At 62.2% G+C, this 22387-nt stretch carries 19 protein-coding genes; 11 read left to right on the top strand and 8 right to left on the bottom strand.

Annotated elements, in window-relative coordinates; translation table 11 throughout:
- Positions 1 to 12 precede the first annotated feature (12 nt).
- Positions 13 to 1425, bottom strand: coding sequence for a PAS domain-containing sensor histidine kinase (locus tag KP003_RS13930; protein WP_216499682.1), 1413 nt, complete (start codon positions 1423 to 1425; stop codon positions 13 to 15).
- A 16-nt stretch (positions 1426 to 1441) separates the two neighbouring features.
- Entirely contained in the window at positions 1442 to 1873 is a 432-nt protein-coding gene (locus KP003_RS13925) for a hypothetical protein (protein WP_216499683.1), read from the bottom strand.
- Positions 1874 to 2393: 520 nt separating this feature from the next.
- On the opposite strand from KP003_RS13925, the gene KP003_RS13920 reads away from it, so the two are divergent.
- The 9 genes from KP003_RS13920 (at position 2394) to KP003_RS13880 (ending at position 11000) form a co-directional block, all read left to right on the top strand.
- Positions 2394 to 2834 carry a cytochrome C gene (locus tag KP003_RS13920; protein ID WP_216788843.1) on the top strand — a complete coding sequence of 147 codons (441 nt, stop codon included), beginning with the start codon at positions 2394 to 2396 and terminating at the stop codon, positions 2832 to 2834.
- An 18-nt stretch (positions 2835 to 2852) separates the two neighbouring features.
- Positions 2853 to 6611, top strand: coding sequence for a PKD domain-containing protein (locus tag KP003_RS13915; protein ID WP_216788841.1), 3759 nt, complete (start codon positions 2853 to 2855; stop codon positions 6609 to 6611).
- Between the two features lie 329 nt (positions 6612 to 6940).
- Complete coding sequence (locus tag KP003_RS13910; RefSeq protein ID WP_239027538.1) at positions 6941 to 7924, top strand: peptidylprolyl isomerase; 984 nt, start codon at positions 6941 to 6943, stop codon at positions 7922 to 7924.
- 166 nt (positions 7925 to 8090) lie between these two features.
- On the top strand, positions 8091 to 8390 hold the full coding sequence (locus tag KP003_RS13905) for a hypothetical protein (protein ID WP_216500700.1): 300 nt from the start codon (positions 8091 to 8093) through the stop codon (positions 8388 to 8390).
- 143 nt (positions 8391 to 8533) lie between these two features.
- Positions 8534 to 9682: a mercury methylation corrinoid protein HgcA gene (gene hgcA, locus KP003_RS13900; RefSeq protein WP_275423194.1), complete on the top strand. Its 1149-nt coding sequence runs from the start codon at positions 8534 to 8536 to the stop codon at positions 9680 to 9682.
- A 12-nt stretch (positions 9683 to 9694) separates the two neighbouring features.
- Positions 9695 to 9988, top strand: a complete 294-nt coding sequence (gene hgcB, locus KP003_RS13895) for a mercury methylation ferredoxin HgcB (protein ID WP_216500699.1) — start codon at positions 9695 to 9697, stop codon at positions 9986 to 9988.
- Positions 9989 to 10067: 79 nt separating this feature from the next.
- Positions 10068 to 10367, top strand: coding sequence for a DUF1540 domain-containing protein (locus KP003_RS13890; RefSeq protein WP_216500698.1), 300 nt, complete (start codon positions 10068 to 10070; stop codon positions 10365 to 10367).
- A 150-nt stretch (positions 10368 to 10517) separates the two neighbouring features.
- Complete coding sequence (locus KP003_RS13885) at positions 10518 to 10706, top strand: ferredoxin (protein ID WP_216500697.1); 189 nt, start codon at positions 10518 to 10520, stop codon at positions 10704 to 10706.
- 21 nt (positions 10707 to 10727) lie between these two features.
- A complete protein-coding gene (locus KP003_RS13880) occupies positions 10728 to 11000 on the top strand; it encodes a hypothetical protein (protein ID WP_216500696.1) in 273 nt (90 codons plus the stop codon).
- A 142-nt stretch (positions 11001 to 11142) separates the two neighbouring features.
- Here KP003_RS13880 and KP003_RS13875 read toward each other — a convergent pair whose 3' ends face one another.
- Positions 11143 to 11622, bottom strand: a complete 480-nt coding sequence (locus tag KP003_RS13875; RefSeq protein WP_216500695.1) for a ferritin-like domain-containing protein — start codon at positions 11620 to 11622, stop codon at positions 11143 to 11145.
- A 400-nt stretch (positions 11623 to 12022) separates the two neighbouring features.
- On the opposite strand from KP003_RS13875, the gene KP003_RS13870 reads away from it, so the two are divergent.
- Both KP003_RS13870 and KP003_RS13865 read left to right on the top strand, forming a co-directional pair.
- Positions 12023 to 13039, top strand: a complete 1017-nt coding sequence (locus tag KP003_RS13870) for a DMT family transporter (RefSeq protein WP_216500703.1) — start codon at positions 12023 to 12025, stop codon at positions 13037 to 13039.
- Between the two features lie 40 nt (positions 13040 to 13079).
- Entirely contained in the window at positions 13080 to 13607 is a 528-nt protein-coding gene (locus KP003_RS13865) for a DUF4337 domain-containing protein (RefSeq protein WP_216500694.1), read from the top strand.
- 231 nt (positions 13608 to 13838) lie between these two features.
- Here KP003_RS13865 and KP003_RS13860 read toward each other — a convergent pair whose 3' ends face one another.
- The 5 genes from KP003_RS13860 to KP003_RS13840 all read right to left on the bottom strand — a co-directional run bounded on the left by KP003_RS13860 (position 13839) and on the right by KP003_RS13840 (position 22347).
- The gene (locus KP003_RS13860) at positions 13839 to 15518 is read right to left on the bottom strand and encodes an amidohydrolase family protein (protein ID WP_216500693.1); all 1680 of its coding nucleotides are present in this window, start codon (positions 15516 to 15518) and stop codon (positions 13839 to 13841) included.
- 152 nt (positions 15519 to 15670) lie between these two features.
- Positions 15671 to 17665, bottom strand: a complete 1995-nt coding sequence (locus KP003_RS21505) for a methyl-accepting chemotaxis protein (protein WP_217299712.1) — start codon at positions 17663 to 17665, stop codon at positions 15671 to 15673.
- Positions 17666 to 18016: 351 nt separating this feature from the next.
- Positions 18017 to 20053, bottom strand: a complete 2037-nt coding sequence (locus KP003_RS13850; protein WP_216788829.1) for a methyl-accepting chemotaxis protein — start codon at positions 20051 to 20053, stop codon at positions 18017 to 18019.
- Positions 20054 to 20549: 496 nt separating this feature from the next.
- On the bottom strand, positions 20550 to 20996 hold the full coding sequence (locus KP003_RS13845) for a hypothetical protein (protein WP_217299711.1): 447 nt from the start codon (positions 20994 to 20996) through the stop codon (positions 20550 to 20552).
- Positions 20997 to 21240: 244 nt separating this feature from the next.
- The gene (locus KP003_RS13840) at positions 21241 to 22347 is read right to left on the bottom strand and encodes a glycosyltransferase family 61 protein (protein WP_216788826.1); all 1107 of its coding nucleotides are present in this window, start codon (positions 22345 to 22347) and stop codon (positions 21241 to 21243) included.
- Positions 22348 to 22387 lie beyond the last annotated feature (40 nt).

Genomic DNA, 22387 nt, shown 5'->3' with positions numbered 1-22387 from the left:
GGTGTCAACCTTTTAATTAACTTCAGGCTGACAGTACGGCACCTCTACCACGATGCGGGTGCCCACCTTGGGACGCGAGGAAACCTGGAATGTGCCGCTTAGCAGGTCGACGCGCTCCGTCATCCCCACCAGCCCCAGCCTTTCCCCCCTGTCCCGCTGGCGCTGTTTCAGGTCGAAACCCTTGCCGTTATCCTCTATGCGCATCCTGATGTTGGGGTGCGAGGCGACGAGGCAGACGGTAACCTCGGTGGCCTCGGCGTGCTTGACCACGTTGTGAAGCGCCTCCTGGAAGACGCGGTACAGGTTGATTTCCGTCTCAGGCTCCAGTTTGACCCCGGTCATGCCGGCCGGCCTGAAATCTATTTTCAGCCCGTACTCCGGGGCCATCGCGGCGCAGTCATGCTCAATCGCCCCCACGAGTCCGAGCCTCTCCAGCGAACCCGGACGCAGCCGTCCCGAGATACCCCGCACCGCCTGGATAGAGTCCCTGAGCATCCCGGAAATACGTTTCACCCGGCAGGTCAGCTCTTCAGGCGCATCGGCAAGGTCCTCTTCCAGGGTATCGATGCCGAGCTTGATGGCGTTGAGCCGCTGCCCAAGGTCGTCGTGCAGTTCCCGGGAGACGTAGCGCCTTTCTTTCTCCTGCGCGGAGATGAGGCTGTGGGTGAGGGCCCGGATCTGCTTCTCGTGCTCCTTTTTCTCGGTAACGTCACGCGCGACCGCCAGCTTTGCCGGACGGGAGAGCCCGGGCATCCGGATGGGAAGTTCGATCACCGAGTACCAGCGTTTGGTCATCTCGTTGAAGAACTCCTTGTGGATCTGCTGGTTATCAGTGAAGACGGCGTCGGTCGAACAGTCGTCGCAGCGCTCGCTGAGGCCGCGGCATACCTTGTAGCAGGGATCGGTGGCGATGTCGCCGCAGAGACCGTTTTGCATCTTCCTGTTGGCGTAGATGATGCGGTAGTCGTCCGTCACGACGTAGACCCGGTCCTCCATGGCATCGAGGAGCATGCGCAGGGTCTCCTGCGAGGCGTGCATCGCCTCCCCGATCAGCTTGCAGTCGGTGCGATCGTGGAAGGTCCCTATCAGGGCAGGCTTGCCCGAGAACTCCACGCGGCGGATCTCGACTTCGATCCAGGTGGGCGTGCCGTCGACCCTGGCGGAGGGCTGCCCCCAGGCCAGTCGCGGGGGGGCACCGGCCAGCACCTGGTGATGCACCTGCTGGAAGAGGTCGACGCTGCTGGGGTCAGGGTAGAGATCCGTGAAGAGGTTGCGGCCAATCAGGGTCTCGGTAGTGTCGTAGTAGCCGAAGAGGTCGGCGAACCGTTGGTTGAGGAAGACGACCAGGTTGTCCAGCACGACGTAAAGGCCATCAGAGAGGGTACTTACGATGGTTTCAAATAGCTGGGGGTCTGTCGCGGGCATGGGAGTTCCTGGTGGCCTACTTGGTGAATTCTACTTTGCGCATCTCGCCGGCGTAGTCAACCGCCACACCGTTTTTGTCCATGAACACTACGAGCCGATAGACTTCAGCCGAACTGCCGGCCACCATGGCCTTTTCGATCTCACCCGAGGTGTTCCAGTAGTTCCAGAATTCCACCGTGTAAGCGACGGGGGGGAGGGGCTGTTTTGCTTTTGCGATCTGCTCCGCGGTAGGGAGACGCTCGTTCTTCAACACGGAATTGGGCGCCCCGAGCCGGGCCACGATCTCATCCTTTGTGGTTTTGCCTTTGGTAATGGTCTGTGCCACGAGTTCGGGGGTCAGATAGGGCCTGGCAGCCGGAGCCGCCTGCGCGGCCTGGTGGGACTGGGGAGAGGGGTGCAGGCATCCATTCAATAACAGTGCGGACAACAGCAGACAAACCTTCTTCATGACACGCTCCTTGGGAGGCCATACACTCCTGGCCACGATAGTATGCTGGTTGTGGTATATGCAAATAAACTTACAAAGTCAAGCCCCATCTAACCCTCTGCGTGGGGCGTGAACGTGGCGGTGGCAAATCCCCCATTGTGGGCGATATCACTCGCGTTAGCTAGCGCAGTTTCTCGCTTTCAAGGGCAAGGGGCGACCCGTCTCCTAGGGTGATATACCTAGTTTTCGACTTGTTTTGGGGTGTTTTGCCTGGGATGACGTGGCGGTGGTAAAAAAACTTTTGTGGCAGAGGCGGACTCGAGAAAAGCGGCCATAACAGGCGGTTAGCCCCGGATACCGCGAACCTGTTATTGCATTTTCTGAATACTTCTATATTGCGCAGAAATGGTCTTGGCCTCGCATTTGCTAAATATGAAACGGCTCTCTTGTAATAGCTGTTGTGCTCCGTCTATCGGCACCCCCATGCCGCGATGGTGCATGACAGCACTGTAGTACCATTAAATTCGGAGGAAGACCCAACATGAAAAGAACTCGCAAAAGTTCGCTTTTGACGGGTATAGCGACGGTCGCTGGCGTGGCCATGGGTGCAGGTATGGCCCTCGCCGCCGCCCACGACTCGATAACGCTGTACACGTACGAAGAAGTGGCGCAGCAGTTCGGTCAGCCCGCTATGCCGGTCATGGCGAACCGTGTCAACAACCAGGGCATGCCGTACAGCCCGAAACAGACCTGTACCGGTGGCGGCGCCACCAACTGCCACGGCGGCTACGCCGGTTACGACCAGCTCTCAAAGCACGCCTTCCACGCTGCTCTTGGCTGGAATGAGTGGATGGATAACGATCCCAGCGGTCTGTTCATCGGCGACGGTTCCAACGACTCCCTGGTTCCCAAGGGGACCCAGACGGGCCTGAACCCGCAGAAGCCGTGGCTGCAGTCTCATGGCCACAACGGCAAGTGGTGAGTCCCCTCTCTCCGCCAGGTGGCGGATTACGAGCTTAACCGCGACAACAAATACATCACCTACCCGAGCTTCGACGCATTCCTGAACGGCGGCACTGCCGCAGATGGCACAGCGATCTACCCCAAAGTCGACCTTTCCCTTTGGGACCAGGCGACCATGTGCGGCACCTGCCATGTCGGCGGCGTATTCTACGAGCGTGACCGCGAGATGGGCATTCGCTTGCCGCAGAGACTGTTTGCCGACTGGCAGCAGGCCATGCTGGACCCGACCGGCCAGACCATGCCGAAGATCAACCCGATTACCACCACCGTGTGGGAGAAGTACGACCCGGCAACCGGTGCGCAGATTTCCCAGCCGACCTTTGCCCCCTGGGCCTACCCGGTGTTCGTGGGCAACAACCCGGCCAATGCTCCCGTGTACGGCGCTAACGATGCCCAGGGCAACCCGCTTGGCTGGGTCCCGGCCGATATGGATATGAGAGACCCCAACACCGGCGCCATCATGCACCTGAAGAAAGGGCAGTTGATGATGCCGAACGTCAAGGAGATGGACTGCCTCTTCTGCCATCTCAAGGGCTACGACAATATCTCCGCCTCGGTGATGACCCAGGCCGGCAACCTCGCCTTCGCTCCTGGCGCAGGCGCAGGCATGTTCGACATGACTCCGATAAGCCCCACCTACATGGGCTACAACGGCATGAACGGCAACCTGTCCTTCGCAAACATGTCCTCCGAGCGCGGCAACGTTGCGATGGTTTCCCTTTCCGCCAATGCGCTGTCCCGGATCATGAAGCAGCCGGATTCCAACAACTGCATGCTGTGCCACGCCACCAAGACCCTGAAGAATCTCCCCGAGATGTTCGGCACCACCGGCACCAGCAACGGTTTCCTCTCTTCGGCCCCGATGATCTACGACCCCGCCCACGGCATGGGCCCCCTGGGCAAGCGCATGGTCGCCTACGACCTCAATGCCCCGTTCACGCCGGCAGGTAATTTCTCTCAGGCCATCACCGGCTACAACTACATGAGCTACATGATGCCGGAACTGCCGTGGCCGCAGGCGCTGGGCGCGACCCCCTTCAGGGATAGCTCCCTCGGCTTCAGTTCGAGTTACCCGAGCCTTGACCTGGGCGGCGGCAATGCCGGCCAAACCGGTCCGCTGTACTACTACAACGAAAGCGCGACCCCGGATCAGAACACCATGAAGCTCTCCGTCATGCCGTTCCCCCGTGCCGAGTGGTTCAAGCGTGGTGACGCATGGCAGGACGGCAAGGACGTTCATGGCGCCTTCGGCTGTGCAGGTTGCCATTTCACCGGCGACAGCACCCATAAGAGCCAGTGCGACCCCGGCCGCGGTTTCGACATGATGGCAGGTATCCAGGACGGCGTACCGCCGCTGAAAAACCGCAACCTGATCGCCGGCGAGACTCCTGACAAGCACGATACCAGGAACACCGTCAAACGCTGCGAGTTCTGCCACGTAACCGGCAAGGATTACTACGGCCAGACCATCGAAACTTTCGGCGCACCGAACCCGACCACGAAGCACGCTGCGGCAGGCCTCACCGCCAACATCGTACAGATAGTCGACAACAAGGAACTCCATGGCACCTTCGGCGGCCAGGGCGTTTCCGACTACAGCAACTTCACCCGTCAGGGCAAAACTACGCTGGACGTCGGTAACCACCTCGACGTCATGGATTGCACCGTCTGCCACGTTCAGAAAAAGTCCATGGCGGTCCGTACCCTTGATGCAACCAGTGGCATGCGCTTCCCGTCCGTTATCGGCACCGACCTGTCCAAGGGTATGTTCGGCATGTTCGAAGATCCGGCTCCGGACGCGGTCAATGAAGCTGCTCGTCAGCAGTACAACCAGATGTACGCGGCCCTGGGGTATGGTCCTGAATACATCCCGGCAGGCACCCAGGTCATCGGTGGACAGCTCCAGCAGTGGAAACCGCTCATGGTTTGGCAAAAGCTTGGCAACCTCGAGCTTCCGCTCACCACCAACCTGGGCGATGGTGCCAACTTCTCCAACGGTGCCAACTCCAGCATGAAGTTCCGCCGCAAGATCTACCTCTCCAACCCGATCGTCGCGGCGATCTGGAACAACTACACCTCCAGCGTCGACGCCAACGGCGACGGCGCCCCGGGCGGCAAGCTGAACAACAGCAAGGCATCCCTCACCGGTTACAGGGACATCTTCACTGGCGAGCTCCTTAACAAGAACAACGCCCAGGGCTACGACGAGCCGATCTTCGACCCGTGGATCATGCGTGACCTGAAGGAAGGCTTCAACTTCGGTCCGTCCGCCCTCTCCGTCATTTCCGTAGGTTTCGGCGCTCCGGGGATGCCGTCTATGATGGCGTACGATCCTTCCGGCAACGGCAAGTTCTCCACCGATAACTACTGGAAGTACGTTTCCATCTGGAGCGGCGCTGTTGTCTTCACCGAACCGGACCAGATCCGCGACTACAAAAACTGGCGCAACAGCCTCACTTCCAGGGAAGACAAGAAGTGGACCGGCACCGAACTGGCCCTCGTAGGCGACCCGTTCATGGTCACCCACAACGTCCAGGGTGTGAGCAACTACGTCAAAGGTAAAACCTGCAACGAGTGCCATGCTTCGGGCCAGGGCTTCTTCAACGGCGACTTCACCATGACCGGTAGTGCCATCCCCGCTGGGCGCACCTACAACCCGACCACACCGCTCGTCACCCAGGGGACGGCTGATGACGCGAACACGCTGGCTCCTGTGCTGGACGCCAACGGTGATACCGCCCGCGACCTCAGGGGTGAGAACACCAACTTCGCGATGGAAAGCAACATGATGCAGCGTCCGCTCGAGCCGTATCGTGTGAAGGCCTACAAAGGCGACCTCCGTACCGCCTTCGAAGGCTTCAACAAGCTGGGGCAGCCGCGTACCACCGAGTTCCAGCAAGAAGTGACCATCGGCGGCGAAGAGTATGTGTACACGGTACCGATGCAGCGTGCGGACGCTCTCTACCCGCACGAGAAGGACGACAACGGTGCTGAAGCGAAGATCTACTACAAGATCGGCGACATCGACCCGGCGACCGGCATTGTGAAGACCGGTGCCGTGGCCATGTCCGGTCGCGAGTACGCAAACTACCTCGAGTCCGCTGCCGTGGCCAACGCGGCCACCTACGGTATCGGCATTGACCCGGTGGCAGACATCGCTACCGTTGCCGGCCAGGCAGCAAACGGCGGCAGCCAGATCATCACCGTGACCCAGGGCGCAACCGTCAACCTGGTCGCTGCCGACGCGGCTTCGGCGGGTAGCTTCACCTACTCCTGGCTGCTCAACAGCGGGGCTTCCCTGCCTGCCGGCAAGAGCATCTCCTACAACTTCCCGACCACCGGCCTCTTCACCCTGACCCTCAACGTGGTCGACGAGGAAGGGAAGTTCTCCACCGTGAACCAGCAGGTCAACGTCGTCGCTGCGGACCCGGTCACCGTCGGTACCATTACGGTGGACGCCGCCAAGGCAACGACCATCCCGCTGACCATCAGCGGTCCTTACACCTCCGTCACCTTCGCGTGGGGCGACGGTAGTGCCAGCACCACCTCCACCGACATCGACGGTTCCATCAGCCAGAAGCACACCTACGCGCGTTACGCCAAGTACGCCGTGGCCGATGCTGATCCGAACACCGCCGGCAACCAGGCCGGGTACAAGTGGACCACCAACATCCGCGTCTACAACGGCTCCACCCTGGTATCCAGCAAGAACGTGGCGGTGTACAACCTGCAGTAAACGCTGATTTGTCTGATTGCTGTTGCAATGCAAAGCCCGAAGCGAAAGCTTCGGGCTTTTTTTTGCTACCTCTTTACCGACTTGTGGGGCAAATGCCCCACTTTACATCATTGCCGCCACCTGTTTGCGTCTGAGCTTCAGCGCGGGCTCGATTTTTCAGGATGCATCTTGGTATTCAAATAACATGTTGTTTTGCGCACTTTGCCCGGTGGCTCCGCCAGGAGCGCGACCAGGACGCAGGGAAGGGATCCAGCCGGTACGCCTTTTGCTCTTTCCATGTGCTTACCTCCCGGTTTCTGCATATGTACACCACCCAAAGGAGAACCAAAATGATGTCACCGTTGAAAAAGCTTGCCAGCGCCGCCTGCGCCACCCTGATCCTCTTTTCCACCTCCGCCTGCTCGGCCACCGCGGGAAAGGCTGAAAAAAAAGGTGAACCCGTCGTCAAGGTCAACGGCGTTGCCATTACCAAGCCCGAGGTGGACCGCGCTCTCAAGGTGCTCCTGGCACAAAGCGGCGTGACGCAGCAACTGCCGCCGGATCAGATGAAAAAGGCGTTGGACCAGGTACTGATCCAGCTCACCTCCGCGGAACTCCTGTACCAGGAGGCCTCCCAATCGGCCCCCAAGGACCTCGACAAGCTTGTCGAGGAGAAGTACGCCCAGAACCGGGCCAAGTACCCGAGCGATGCGGAATATGACAAGGCTCTCCAGTCGATGAACATGACGACGCAGGAGGTGAAGGACGCCATGCGCCACGAGATCGTGGTCACAGGGTACATCGAGAAGGAAGTCGCGCCCAAGGTGGCGGTCACCGATGCCGAGGTGAAGAAATTCTACGACGACAACCAGGACAAGTATTTCAAGAAGGGGGAACGCATCAAGGCAAGCCACATCCTGGTGGGTGTGGACCAGAAAGCGGCGCCCCAGCTGAAACGGCAGGCGAAGGAGAAGGCCGAGACCCTTTTGAAGCGGGTTAAGGGGGGCGAGGACTTCGCCGAGGTAGCGAAGAAGGAATCGACCTGCCCGAGCGCGGCCCGCGGCGGAGACTTGGGCGTCATTGGCAAGGGGCAGGTCTCCACTTTGTTCGACAAGGCTGCCTTCGCCATGAAAAAAGGTGAGATGAGCGGGGTGGTCGAATCCGAAATGGGGTATCACATCATCAAGGTAAACGATCGCATCGCCCCGGGCACCGAGAAGTTCGAGGAAGTGAAGGAGAAGATCGCCCAGTACTTAAAGCAGGACCACTTGCGCAGGGCGGTTGCAGAATGCGTCGACCGGATGCGCAGCAAGAGCAAGATCGAGAAACTCTAGTTGTAGTATCACGTGCCGTGTCAGCAGGCCTGGCGCAGTGCCCGGGCCTGCATCGGTGGTGCGGTGCGCGGTGCGGTGGTGCCCGTTCACAACCGGGAATTCCGAAAAGGCGTGCCGGAACTCCCATCGTTTGAGCTGCAAGAGCGTCGCCCGGTTGGAGGAATGGATGCTGAACCACGAAGAAAAGCAAATGGGGGGGGGCGAGGCGCCGGAGGAGCAGGACCGGGGCAGGTACCTGAACCTGCTGCTGCTCCTGCTTGCCGCCATCAACCTCGTGGTGATGATGGTGATGGCACAGAGGCCTGTTCCCCTGCACCGTATCGAGCATGCACTAGAGGCGGACACGGCGCATGGGGTTCAGGTTCGCTTGGAGGTCACCGACAGCCATGCCAGTTATCATTTCCGCAGTTGCGGGGGCGGAGACTCCACCACCTGCCACAGGGAGGGCAACCTCGCCTTTCCCTGACGAGGTGGAAAAGGACCTTGTTTGCCAGGAAGATCAGGACGGCCCGGACCGTCCTTCTTTTTTTTCTGGACATAGACTTGACCGGTACCTCAGAAAACCGCTATAGAAAGAAGGTGTCTGAGACAAACGGGCAAGAGGTGACTATGGAGATCAGGCAGTTCAAGAAAATCGCCGTTAAGCAGAAAGCGTGCGACAGCGCGCCAGGTGTAGCGGGAAACACCGCGACTCCTCCCTGCTGAGGTCCACCCACCTCCGCGGGCGGCGGAGAAATCAGCGAAAAGGTCCCCGGTTTCGTGCGCTGGATTCCGGCCGGCGCAGGCCGGGCACCCCAGGTCAGCGGCAGCCTCACCCTCGCCGACCACCTGGGTGCATGCTTTGCACGCTGGGGGATCAACCGGATGACCTTCATGGTCCCTCCCGGCCTCTACGCCATCGGCGCGCCCGACAGCGAGGCGCCGGTCGTTGTGACCGCGAACTACAAGATGAGCTACGACCTCGTGCGCCGTGCGCTTTGCGGCAGGAACGTGTGGCTTTTGGTCCTTGAGACCTACGGCATCAACGTCTGGTGCGCGGCGGGGAAGGGGACCTTCGGCACCGGCGAGCTGGTGCACCGCATCGAAAAGAGCGGGCTCGACCGGGTGGTCGGCCACCGTAGGCTCATCCTTCCCATCCTGGGTGCCGCCGGGGTGTCGGCGCACCGGGTGAAACAAAGAAGCGGCTTCGACGTCACCTACGCCACCATGCGCGCGGCCGATCTCCCCGCCTACCTGGACCGGGGTGGTTCGAGCACTCCCGCCATGCGCGAGCTCCGCTTCAACTGGTACGACCGCCTGGTGCTCATCCCGGTGGAACTGGTCCTCGCGGCCAAGCCGGTGCTCCCGGCGGCGGCGCTCATCTACCTCGTGACGACGCTCGTCTGGGGCGCGGATGCCGCGGCGACCGCGGCGCTCGCCTTTCTGGGGGCGGTCTGCACCGGCGTCGCCATCGGCCCGCTGCTGCTGCCGTTATTGCCCACCAGGAGCTTCGCGGTCAAGGGGGCCTTCGCGGGAGCGCTCTACTGCGCGCTCCTCTATGCCCTCGCCGGAGGGGTGAGCTGGGGAGGGGCGGCGACTCTGGCCGCCTTCCTGGCGCTCCCGGCGGTCTCCTCCTTCTACACCCTCAACTTCACCGGCTGCACCACGTACACCTCGAAGTCCGGGGTGAAGAAGGAGATGCGCCTGGGGCTCCCGGTCATGGCGGGTGCCCTGGGGGGCGCGCTCTTCATCGTCATGGCCGGAAGGCTTCTGGTCTAAAGGGAGGAAGGGATGAAAGGTTTCAGGTATCTGCAAGGGGTGGCCACGCTGGAGCTCTCCACCCCGCTTTGCATCGGTTGCGGCCGGTGCGTCGAGGTCTGTCCGCACCAGGTGTTCCGCATGGAGGGGAAGCGGGCCGTGATGGTGGACCGTGACGCCTGCATGGAGTGCGGCGCCTGCGCCCTCAACTGTCCCGCCGCCGCCCTCAAGGTCGATGCCGGGGTCGGGTGCGCCAGCGGCATGATCCACGAGTGGCTCAGGGAGAGGAAGATCCCGGGCTTCGGCGGCGGGGGGTGCTGCGGGTAGCTCTCGGCGACTTGACTATCAAACCATTTCTGTTAAAAAACTCCTAATGCGTGAAGGGGGCCGCAAAAGGAGGCAGAACATGCAAGAGAAGCAGATGGTGAAGATCAATTCCTGCAACGTAACGCAGTGCGCCTACAATAAGCACAATTCCTGCCACACGCTCGCCATCACGGTGGGCGGCCCCGGCGAGACCTGCCCCGAGTGCGACACCTTCATGCAGGGGAGCCAGAGGGGGGGGATCATCGACGTCCAGGGGGGCATCGGCGCCTGCAAGGTGGAGAACTGCAGCTACAACCAGTCCCTCGAATGCACGGCTCCCGCCGTGGACGTCGGCATGCACGAGTCGCATCCCGACTGCTTTACCTACAAACCGAAATAAGCCCGTCGCCGGCTCCCCATTCCCCAAGAACCGCAGCCCCCTTCCGCAGCGCCGCCCTCGGCTCCCGCCCCTGCCCCGGACGGGTTAGACATTTGAGGATCATCGTGTATCTTTTATCCGTTTCGCAGCTTAGATTCGGAGGGGCCACAGATGCCGAACCAGGTGTACGTCGATCAGCAGATCTGCATAGGGTGCGGGCTTTGCGTGAGCATCCTGCCCGAGCTGTTTAGGCTAAACGGCGACGGCGTCTCCGAGGTGCACGGGCAGGGGGGCGCAGACAGGGAGAAGATCCAACAGGCCATAGACAGCTGCCCGGTCAACTGCATCGCTTGGCATTGAGCCGCGCGCCCGGGAGGGACCATGACAACAGGATTGAAAGACGAAAGGCTGCAGGAGCTTTCCGAGAGCAACTACGTCATGCTGAAGGAGGCCTACTGTTTGTCGCAGCAGTTGAAGGGGCTGGTGGACCGGCTGCACCTGAGCTACCTCAAGCAGGGGGGTGTTCAGGAGATGGACATGGTGATGGCGATCAAGCTGACCTCCGACCGCCTGTACGAAGGACTGGAGCGCTACCTCCGTCCGGAGTGCGACCCGGACAGCGCCTACGACCCCGCCAAGGCCGAAACCGAGTGAGCTCAGATTTGTTCTGATTTTCTCCGTGGCCGATGGTTCGTTTTGTTTGCCTTTGCGGCTTTTTGTTGAAGGTAGGGGAGGGTGAAAAGAGAAAGCCCGCCGTTTGCGGCGGGCTTCTTCGTTTGTTCATGCAGAGGCGGTGTTAGAGTTCCCGCATGTTGCTGAACTCGCTCCAGGCCAGGAAGGTTTTCGGCGTTTCCACGAAGGAGTAGATGTTGGTCACCTTTTGCAGGTGGCGCCGTTCCTCCTGGGCCAGCATGCGCAGCCCCTTGCGGGTCTTCTCGTTCGTCGCCGCCGACGCCAGTTCTTCGTAGAAGCGGATCTCCTGTTCCTCGTTGCCCACCGCGAAGCGGTACAGGTTCGGGTCCCTTCCGGTTTCCTCCAGGAGTTCTTTTTGGCTGAGCAGCGGTCTGAACCTGCAGACGTTGCTGGTCAGTCCATCCAGCATGGCACCGTCCATTTTCTTTCTGAGCCTTCTCAGTTTCCTCTGATGCTCCTCTTCGGAGGCTGCCAGCATGGAGAAGAGTATCTTCATCTCAGGCTCCATGGCTTCGGCTTCCAGTCCTTGATAGTATGCCTTGGTTTCTTCCTCTATCTTTATGGCGCAATCGAAAATGTTCATTACGTTCCCCCTTACGGTCAGGCAAAGCGTGACAGGCACCTCTCGTGCCGATGCCTAATTATAGCAAAATGCGGGTCACAAAAGATACTTCCCCTTTTTAACATCCTCAACGCAAAGCCGCGCAGCCGCCAAGGCGCAAAGGGAAACCAACCTTCAGGCATTCATGCCTTGTGATTCTTGTTGTTAGTGCAGTCCTAGCGCCTCTGCGCCTTTGCGTTGAAGGTGTTTGTTTTCATGCTTTTGCCGTAGTTTGCTCTTTGGCGTCTCTACGTAAAGTCTTCTTTTCCTTCTCGTTTACGCTCTGGAAAAATCCCTTCGATTCGGTTATTGTTCTTCTCCCAAGAAAGACGATTCTTTGCGGAGGTGCCGCCTGCCCGTCTTCACCGGACAACTTTTCGCCATGCTTTCCGCGGCGCTCTTCGGCGTCTCGCCTGTCTTTTGCAAGCTGCTCATCGGCGACATGTCGCCGGCGCTGCTGGCGGGGCTGCTCTACCTCGGCTCCGGGCTCGGGCTGCAGGTGCTGCTCCTGATCCAGGGGAAGAGCTCGAGCGCGGAACTGCGCCTGCTCTCCCCCCGGCACCGGCTGAAGCTGGCGGGCGCCGTTGTCGCCGGCGGTATCGTAGCCCCTGTCTGCCTCGCCTTCGGGATCAAGTACGGGGCCGCCTCCGAGGTCTCCCTGCTCCTCAACCTGGAGACGGTGGCCACTACCCTCATCGCTTGGCTGGTGTTCAAGGAGTACATCGGCCCCTACGTCTGGTCCGGCAAGGTCCTGATCCTCGTAGGCGCGGGCCTCGTGGTGCTGAGGGCACAAGGGGGACTTTCCTTCTCGCTGTCCGGGCTCCTGGTGGTGGTCGCCTGCGTCTTCTGGGGCATCGACAACAACCTGACCCGCGACGTGGACGAGATCTCCTCCACGGTCCTGGCGTCGGTGAAGGGGCTCGCCGCCGGGCTCTTCTCCGTCATCCTGGCGCTTCTCTTCACCACGGGGACCGCGACGCCCGGGCAGGTCGCCGGGGCGCTCGGGGTCGGTGCCATGAGCTACGGTCTCAGCCTGGTCCTCTTCGTGGAGGCCCTGCGCCAGATCGGCGCCGCCCGGACCGCGACCTTCTTCGCGGTAGGCCCCTTCTTCGGGACGCTGCTCTCGGTGGCGCTCCTGGGCGAGCGCCCCCCCGCCGCCTACTGGGTCGCCACCTTGCTCATGCTGGCCGGCATCCTTCTCCTCTACGTGGAGGTGCACCGCCACCGTCATACCCACGAGGAGCTGGCCCACGCCCACCGGCACAGCCATGACGACCATCACGATCACGATCACCCGGAAGGGGAGCAGGCGGAACCGCATGACCACTTCCACGTGCACCGGCCGGTCACCCATTCCCACGTGCACTGGCCCGATCAACATCACCGGCATGAGCACTAGCTGCCGCCGCGACAACTAATTACCAGCAGGAGGTATGAAAATGGCAGAAGAAAAAAAGGAGCCCTGGCTCAACTATCTCGCACTCACCACCGTGATCTTGGCCGTCTGCGCCACGCTGGCCACCTTCAAGGGGGGAGGTTTCTCGACCAGGTCGGTGCTGGCCCAGAGCCAGGCCTCGGACCAGTGGGCGTTCTACCAGGCGAAGAGCATCAAGCAGTCCCTGGCCGAGATGGAGCAGGGACAGTTGGAGCGCGAGCTGCTCCGGACCGGCGACAGGCAGGTGGGCGCCGCCATGGAGGCGAGGGCGCAGGCCCTGAAGGCGAAGATCGCCAAGTACGACCAGGAGAAGGCCAAGATCCAGGACGAAGCAAAGAAGCTCGAGAAGGAGAGGGACGAGGCGCAGCGCCACGGCCGCCCCTTCGGCCTCGCGGTCATCTTCCTGCAGATCGCCATCCTGCTCTCCTCGATCGCCGCGTTGTTGAAGAAGAAGGCGGTCTGGGTGGCAGGCGTCGCAGTCGGCATCTGCGGCCTGGTCCAATTCGCCAACGGGTTCATGCTCTTCATGTAGCACTTCGCGTTATCCCTCTCCCTCTCACCCCCTCTCCCTCTCCCTCTCCCTCTCCCTCTCCCTCTCCCTCTCCCTCTGGGAGAGGGTGGCCGAAGGCCGGGTGAGGGCGCTGCCGGCTTCTCCGAAACAGGCCCCCGCGCCAGGCGCCGCAGCAAGCCAGGCCCAAAAAAAAGGGGGACGCAGCCCGCGCCGCGTCCCCCTTTGCTTTCCCGCCTTGGCGGTCGGTTCATCCTACCTCTTCTCGAAATACTTCCCGTAGTTGTGCCAGTACTCCTTCAGCCGTGCCTCGTATTCCCACTGCGCCGCCCCCTTCGCGCTTTGCTTCAGAAAGCTAGCGCAGCGCGGGGACGGGGTGGCGGAACCGGGGGCGTCTCCGGAGCAGGCCTCGACCGGCTTTCCCTGCGCCACGTCGGCCCACAGCGGCGCGCCGGGGATGAAGCTGTACTGCAGGCTGTTGCGCCCGAGGTATTGCAGGTCGTCCCTGGTGAGGGCGTACTTCTCGAAGCCGTAGATCCATTCGTCGGTAAGGTTCGCGTGTGACACCCCCTCGTCGTCGCTGGCGAAGGCGACCGGGACCCCGTAGACGCGGTACTGCGCGAACGGGTGCTCCGCACCGGCGACACCGAGGATCTGTGCGTTGCTGGTGAACATGATCTCGACCAGGGCGTTGTTGCGCCTGATCTGCTCTGCCACTTCCGACTTCTCTTCCGGTTTAAGGAAGGCGAAGGAGACCCCGTGGCCGATCCGCCTCGCCCCCGCCTTCAGCGTGCCGGTCAGGTGCTCCTTGAGCGCCGGGTTGTCCCCCCCTACGAAGCAGGGGGTGAGCTCTCCGGCATGCAGGGCGATGTTTACCCCCGGAAAGGCGTCGTGGAAGTAGCGGAAGATCCTCATCTGGTCCTGGAACCCCGTCAGGGAGACCGGGGCGTCCTCCTTGCTGAGCAGGTTCACCCCGACCACGCGGGGCTCCGAGGACGAGAGCTGCATGGAGAAGGCGGCCTGGGTGAACACCTTGGCGAGGTCGGGGGTGCCGTCCCCCTGGGCGGAGGTGCGGTTAACGGTCGACACGAAGGCGTAGGAAACGCCGCAGGCGCCGTCCGCCTCGGGAGTGCCGCAGTTGAGCAGCGTCCGGGTCTTGTTCACGTACTGGGCGATCTCGGTGCGGGCGGCGGCCACCGCGTCCTTGAGTCCTGCGTCGAGAAGGAAACGCTGCATGGCGGGGAACTGGCGGCTGTCCCGGTAGGAGGCTTCCAGCGGGAACCTCTGCCGCAGCTGCCTGGCCAGCGCGTTCACCGCCGAGGACTGGAAGGAGAGCATGGTCTCCAGGTAGGACACCCCGTCCCGGTGGGACCGTCTCAACACCTCCGCGAGCATGGGCGGGGTGTTGCATACGTTGTCGGATACGGCGCGGAACCTGGCGAAGGTGGCGAAGAAATGGTCGTGTCCCTGCTGCGTGTCGGCATAGCCGAGGCGGTACATGGAGAGGGACTGCAGGATCCCTTCCCGCTCCGCCGGGGAGGCGCCGGAGACGGGGCTGAAGCCGTCGCCGCAGCCGCCGGAGGAGGTGCCCCCCTCCAGGGTGTAGCGTCCCGTTTTCCCCTCGGGGCCGAAGCAGGCGCCGTCGGCCGCCGCCAGGGCCAGGTACGTCTCCGCCGGAACGGTGCCGGAGAGGTGGTTGTGGAGATCCCCCCCTTTGGGGAACAGGCGCAGCGCCTCGGCGAGCTCCGGCTGCTCCTTCCTGGTCTTCTCGATCACCCCTGCGTACTCCCGCACCGCGTCGTTGGGGCGGGCGCAGATCCGTGCGCCGGCCGGCGCGGAGGTTGCCTGGGCCACGCCAAAGGAGCCCGGGGTGCCGAGAAACAGGGCCGCGAGGAGCGCCGCGAGCGCGGCATTGGTTTTTGGGGCAAGCTTCATGAGGGTTTCTCTCTCGTTTGGTATTGCGGCTGTGCCGCGGTCCGAGAGGCGAATCTATGACGCTTCGACCGGGATGTCAACGGCTTAAACCGCCCGCGTCCCGCCGTAGCGGACCAAAGAGCGAATCAACGTGTCGCGGCACCAGGCGCCGATCAGGCGGAGCACCCCCCCTCGAGCCGTTCCAGGATCCCCAGCAGCAGTTCGGAGGCGGCGACCATCTCCGCGCAGAATTGCGCCGCCCTGACCCGGTCGCCGTTGTTGCAGGCGATCACCGCCTGCTTGCCCAGCTCGTGCACCTTGGCGTGCGGCGCGTCGATCTGGCGGAACAGGTCGCTGTGGCCGCAGTCCTCCCTCCCTTTGCTCTGGTACCACTTGCCGAAGGCGCAGGTGAGGTGGGTGGGGAGGGCCTGCGGGTCGATCCTGAGGGTGCCGTCCAGGTGCCCCTTGATCTTGCCCACGAAGATCATGTGCGCGCTCCGCGCCCTGCTGATAACCAGGGCGGCGTCCTCGTTGATCTTGAACTTGCCCAAAAGGGCCATCAGTTCCTCCGCCATGGCCAGCAGCTGGTTCGCCTCGTGGGTGGTCTGCTGCGTCTCCGCCGAGGTGTGACGCGCGATCTCGGTCACCCGCTGCACGCTCGCCGCTATCTCGTGCGTGGTCGCGCTCTGCTCCTCCGCCGCGGTCGCGATCTGGGCCAGGTCCCCGGTCACGCCGTCGATGCGGGCGATGATGTCCTGCAGCGCCTGCCCCGAGAGCTGTGCCCCCTGGGACCCTTTCTCCACCACGGTCACCCCGTGTTCCATGGATCGCACCGCCGCCCTGGTGTCCCCCTGGATGACGCCGATCATCCCGCCGATTTCCTTGGTCGCCCTGGTGGTTCTCTCGGCGAGGGCGCGCACCTCGTCGGCCACCACCGCGAAACCCCGCCCCTGTTCCCCCGCCCGCGCCGCCTCTATCGCCGCGTTGAGCGCCAGCAGGTTGGTCTGGTCGGCGATCTCCTCGATGGTGCCGATGATCTCCCCGATCTGGTCGGAGCGCCGCCCGAGGCCGGTCACGGTCGTGGCCGATTCCCGTACCAGGTCCGCTATCTGGTGCATCCCCGCCACGGTTTCGTTGACCACCTGGGCACCGTCGCAGGCGACGCGGCTCGTGGTGGTTCCCCCTTGCGCCGCCTGGGCGCAGCTCCGGGCGATGTCCTGCGAGGTCGCCGACATCTCATCGCTCGCGGTGGCCACCGAGACCGACTGGGCGGCCAGGTCGTCCGCGTTGCTGTTGATCTGCTTGGCCATGCCGTGGACCCGGCTGGAAGCGATCACCACGTGGATGCTCACCTTGAGCACGCTCCCCACCAGGCTATGGAGGGTCTCGATGAAGATGTTCATGTTCCTGGCCAGCGCGCCCAACTCGTCCGAGCGGCCGCAGGCGATGCTCCGGGAGAGGTCTCCGTCCCCCGAGGCGATCTCCTCCACCGCCTGCACCATCTCCTTCAGGGGGAGGGTGATGGAGCGCGCTATGAACCAGGTCAGCATGAGGGTCAAGGCGAGCACCACGAGGAGCCCGGCGCCGATGTACAGCTGCGTCCGCCATAGTGTGGCCCGCACGTCGTCCAGGTAGATCCCGGTCCCCACCACCCAACCCCAGGGGCGGAACAGTTCGACGTAGGAGAGCTTGGGCTCCGGTGCGCCGGCCGCGCCCTTGGGCCAGCGGTAGCTGACGAAACCCTTCCCGTTCTCGTTGCAGGCGCGCACCATCTCCATGAAGAGCAGCTTTCCTTTGGGATCCTTGAACTGCGCAAGGTCCTTGCCGTTTAGCTCCGGCTTCAGGGGGTGCATCACCATCCTCGGGGTGAGGTCGTTGATCCAGAGGTAGTTGGTTCCCTGGTACCTGGCCGCGGAGATCTCCTGGATTGCCCTGCGCTGCGCTTCCTCCCTGGTCAGGCTCCCCCGGTCTACCTGGTCCTGGTACCCCTTCATCATGCTGGTCGCCTGCTGCACGAGGGCGCGCACCGTTTCCTCGCGCTCGTTCATGATCAGCGAGCGCAGGTACGGTGTCAGCAGGAATACCGATATCGTCACCAGCAGCAGCCAGGAGAGCAGCGTGGCGCTGATGATCTTGTGAAATATCCCCCAATCGCGAAAACGTTTCATCCTATAATCTCCTCCGCCAGATCGGTGCGGCGTTTGGTTGTGCCAGTGCCTGAAGTATCGGTATCGTTTGCTCCTTTCTTTAGCGAATTTGTCATCATCGTGCCGGCCGCGCGGACGAATGCTTGCTTGGCCGGCTGCAGCTTCTTGCAAGGAGCTCGTCGCCGGAACAGTTGCCAGGGATTCGCTTGGGCAGTTGAACCCTATTGCGAGGAGTTGCAGCGTCGCTGTGGGGGGCGGTTGAGGGAAGGGAGGGACGGGGCGGGGGCGTGCTGCGGGCGCAAAAAAGAGCCGGCGGTTTGTGTTTCCCGCCGGCCCTTTGCTTTCACACCGTTAGGTTCTGCGGTTATTGCCTTAGAGCCGGAAGGCGGCGGTGCCCTGCTGCAGTACTTCGACCTGGCTGGCGAGGTCGCTGGCGCCGGACTCCAGCTGCGCGGCCGCCTGCAGGCAGCGGTCGGCGTCGGAGTGGATCTCGGCCACCGCCGCAGCTATCTGCTGGTTCTCCCTCGCCTGCACCGCGCAGGCCGTCTCTATCTTCCTCGACATCTCGCTCACGTCGAGGATCGAGTCGGATATGGAACGCCCCACCTTGCTCTGTTCCCGGGTGGCGCAGTGGAACTGCGCGGCCAGCTCCCTCATCTCCTCGGCGGCGAACATGATCGCCTCCTTGGCCCCGGCCTGCTCCCTGATCGCCCTTTCGATCTTCTCGGTCATCTGGGTGACCCGGTCCATCGCCTCTCGGATCAGGCTGGTCCCCTTGGCCTGCTCGGCGGTGGCGAGCGCGATGCCGCTGACGTGGCTCCGGGCGCTGGACACGCCGCTTACGATCTTTTCCAGGGCGGCGCTGGAACGGGAGCTGAGCTCATCTCCCGCCGCGATGCGCTGGTCGGCCTCCTTGATCGCCTTCACCGCGTGCTCGGTCTCCAGCTGCACGGCGGCAATCAGGGCGGCGATCTCGTTGGTTGAGTTGGCCGTGCTCGAGGCCAGCATCTTGATCTCCTCGGCCACGACGCCGAACGGTTTGCCGTGCGCTCCGGCCTGGGCGGCTATGATGCTCGCGTTGAGGGCGAGCAGCGAGGTCCGCTTGGCGATGTCATCGATCACCGAGGAGATGGCCCCGATCTCGTGGGTCCTGGAGGTGAGGGTCGCGATGACCTGGTTGGTGACGCCCGAGGAGGCGCGTATATCGCTCATCCCCTGGCGCATGGCGCGCATCGCCTCCACCCCCTTCAGGGCGTCCTCCTCGACCCCTTGGGCCACTTCCGCGGTCAAAAGAGCGTTCCCCTTGACGCTGTTGGTGGCCGCCTCCATCTCCAGGATGGAGGAGGCGGTGGAAAGCGACGAGGAGACCAGGGACCTGGTGTGCTCGCCGATTTCGCTGGTGGCGGAGGCGCTCTGCATCATGGCCGCGGTCACCTCGGCCACCAGGGTCGTAAGCCGTTCCGCGTTCAGGGCGACCTCGTCGGTGCTGGCGGTCATCTCCAGGATCGCCGACGAGGAGTCGGAGGCGGCCTGGGCCAACCTCTGCGTCCCGTTCTGGATCTCCTCCGCCTTGTCCGCTATGGTCCGCACGTAAGCCGAGGCCTCGGTCACCTTGTCCTGCTGGTGCCTTGCGGCCGCCACGGCGTGCACCGCTTCCGCGGCCAGCCGCCCGGAGATCCCCTGGAGCGCCCCGGCCGAGCCGGTGACGCGACTGATCATGCCGCGCAGCCCCGACACCATCGTCTTCAGCGAGGTAAGGAGCTTGCCCGCCTCGTCTCCGCCGCCGGCCGGGATGGCCACGGTGAGATCCCCTTCGGCCACCGCCTCGGTGATGGCCACGGCCTTACCCAGGGGGGCGAGCAGCATCTTCGTGAACCAGGCGGCAAGGCCGCTGGCCAAAATGGTAAAGCCGATGGCAAGGGCGATCACCACGGTCCTGGTATGCTCGAAAGACTGCAGGAAGTCGGCTGTCTTAACACCCACGTAAAGAGCGCCGATGACGTGCCCCCCCGCGTCGAGGATGGGGTCGTAGGCGGTGAAGTAGGGGATGTCCAGGATGGGCGCCACGCCGCGGTACGGCACGCCCTTGCGGAACACCGCGTCGAAGGCCGGTCCCTGCAGCTTGGTACCGACCGCCCTGCTGCCGTCCTCCTTGATGACGTTGGTCGCCACGCGTTCGTCGTTCATGAAGATGGTCGCCGTCCCACCGCAGATCTTCGCCACCTTGTCGGGAAGCTCGTTGTTGTCGTTGATGACGTAGTCGCCGGCCATAAGGCGGTTATCTGAGATCCTCAGTTCACCCTTTTGCCGCAACAGCTCCCAGAAGGTGTTCAACCTGCTCTCCTGCGACGCCGTCGCCACGCGCACCATTTCCTGCCGCATCTTCGCCAACGAAATGTAAGTCGTCACTGTCACCGCCGTGATTACGAGGGTAATAATGAGCGCCGTGATCTTTTTTACAATGCTTACTTTCACTATTTATCCTTATTAGTGCAACGTCCACATGCCCTAAACGGTACTGTACGAAGGACGTTTATTGACGGGTGCGCTTAAAACACCGGCAGTGCACCGATGTTTCTCTTTCGTAGAAAGGATTAATTGATTTAAGTGCAAGATTTGACTGCTGATATTTGTATTACAAATACCGGCCGGGGGCGTTTATAGCCGAAAAAGTAATCAGCATCAAGTCTTTCGTAAACGACAAAGTGTATACACTGTTTGCTGCAAGAAATAGCAGTGGAAAGGTACAGGACAGTGAACTTGTGCGGCAAGGCAGGATCCTGCGGCAGTGAGGGGAGTAACGGCTGGAACGGCTGTTTCGCGTGTGGCGAAAATTATGCGCGTGAGACTGCATGCCCCCGGTGTGGGAGCCGGAGGCATGTGCATGTGCTGGTGATTGAGCTCGCTAGAGATCGGGCGTGTAGCGCTTCTCGCAAGCTGCTTTCTGTTTGAAGTACTCCTCCTTGGTAATGACACCGGCACCTAACTTGGCGTCCAGGTCGCGCAGTTCCGCGTTCCGCTTCTTTTCAACTACGGACACCGTGCTCGTGTAATTGAGCATCTCTGCGCCGTTGTAGCCGCTAGCCGGGTCCCAGAGCACGGAGAAAGGCCAGCACAGCAGGTTCACGACACCAATACCGTAATTCCTTGTGTAAAACGAGCCACCCCCGGGGAGTATTCCCAGCCATGCGGCAGTCGATGCATCCTTCTCCTCGATGGCCATCCCCTTGTTGCGGTACCACTGCAATTCTGCTTTCTGCGGGCCGTTCAGTTCTGTGGCGCAACCGGCGATGACGGCGAGCGTCATCATGACCGCGCCAGTAAGTGACGCGACTCTCCCTGTAGATCTCATGGCGGTCCCTCCTCTTCGGCGTGGTGCTGCTAAAGGGTGCCGGGCCCACCGCCCGGGCTGTGACCCTTTTTGCTCGAAGTATGGGAGATCTGTATCAGTGGAGCAGGGCCTTCGTGTGGGGCAATTTTAAAAGAGGACCAGATAGCACAGACCTCTGTTACAAGCCTATGCCTCTCTGACAGCAAGTCAAGCTTTTCAGCTTTGTGGCGGCATGTCAGCGTGAATGAGAGTCTCGGCTGTGCTTTCACCGTACCGCGTCTATGACGGCATCTATGGCGTCGCGGTCTATCTTGTGTCCGGTGTCGCAGATGACGTGGCGGTAATCGAAGCCGAGGCTGAAACTGAGCCAGGCGAAGCAGTCGAGGATGTAGTTTTTCGGGAAGATCTCGATCACCCGGCAGGGAGGCTCGGACCAGACCAGGTTGCTGAGTCCTGCGCCGTGGCTCCCTACCACGACCTCGGCTTCGTGGAAGACGCGGATCTGGTCCGCGAAGGAGAGCTCTTCGCAGTGCAGTACCGTGAAGCCCACCTTCTGCAGCCTCTCCTCGAGCTCCGGTTCCCCGGCGAGACGGCGCCTGCTTTTCTGTCTCGATATGTAGATCTTCCGTCCGGTGCCTGAAGGTCCCTGCGCTACCACCTTTGCCTTCACCGACGATCTCAGGAGCTCCAGCACCTGCGGGTCCGTGAATTCCGGCTGGGTGTGGTACTGCGGCACCACCAGCCGCTCCACCCGGATGGGATTGGAGCAGAAGACGAAGTCGCGCTCCGCCCCGGGGCCGAGGGCCGTTGCCAGCCCCTCCAAGACGTAGCGCGGACAGTTCTCAGGCAGCACGATCTTCACCCCGGGAAAGGCGGCCACCGCGAACAGCACGTTGGGCAGGACCTCGAGGAGCCAGTGGTAGTACGTGGCGGGATGGCACACCACCACGGGTTCCGGGAGCCGGAGCTCGCTTGCCGGCAGCAGGGGCTCGTGCTGCACGTCCCCCCAGTCCATGATGCGGCGCAGGGAGCCCACGCTCTCTTCGAGGATCTTGTTTTCGATCCAGGCCATCCCGGAATGGGGCGAGGCTGTGGCGTCGTGCAGCAGATAGAGGTTGCGCTTTCCGAAGACGGCTTCGGTTCTGATGAAGGGGGGGAGCTCCGCGGCGACCTCGTGCCTCACGATGCGCGCTTCGGTCACCGGGATGATGTCCAGGATGTGCTTTCTGATGTTGGAATAGAAGGACGCTTTTTCCAGGGACTCGATGCACGACTTGGGCATCTTCCCCGCGATCGGCCCGAGCAGGTCGGTCGAGATGAAACGCAGCAGTTGTTTGCGCCGCTTTGCGGCCGTTTCGCTTAAACCGGTCATGCGAGCGATCCTAGCACAGGAGCCGCTTTCTTTCCAGCCG

This window comes from Geomonas diazotrophica (assembly GCF_019063885.1).
GTDB classification, from domain to species: domain Bacteria; phylum Desulfobacterota; class Desulfuromonadia; order Geobacterales; family Geobacteraceae; genus Geomonas; species Geomonas diazotrophica.
This window is presented reverse-complemented; position numbering and strand designations above follow the sequence as displayed.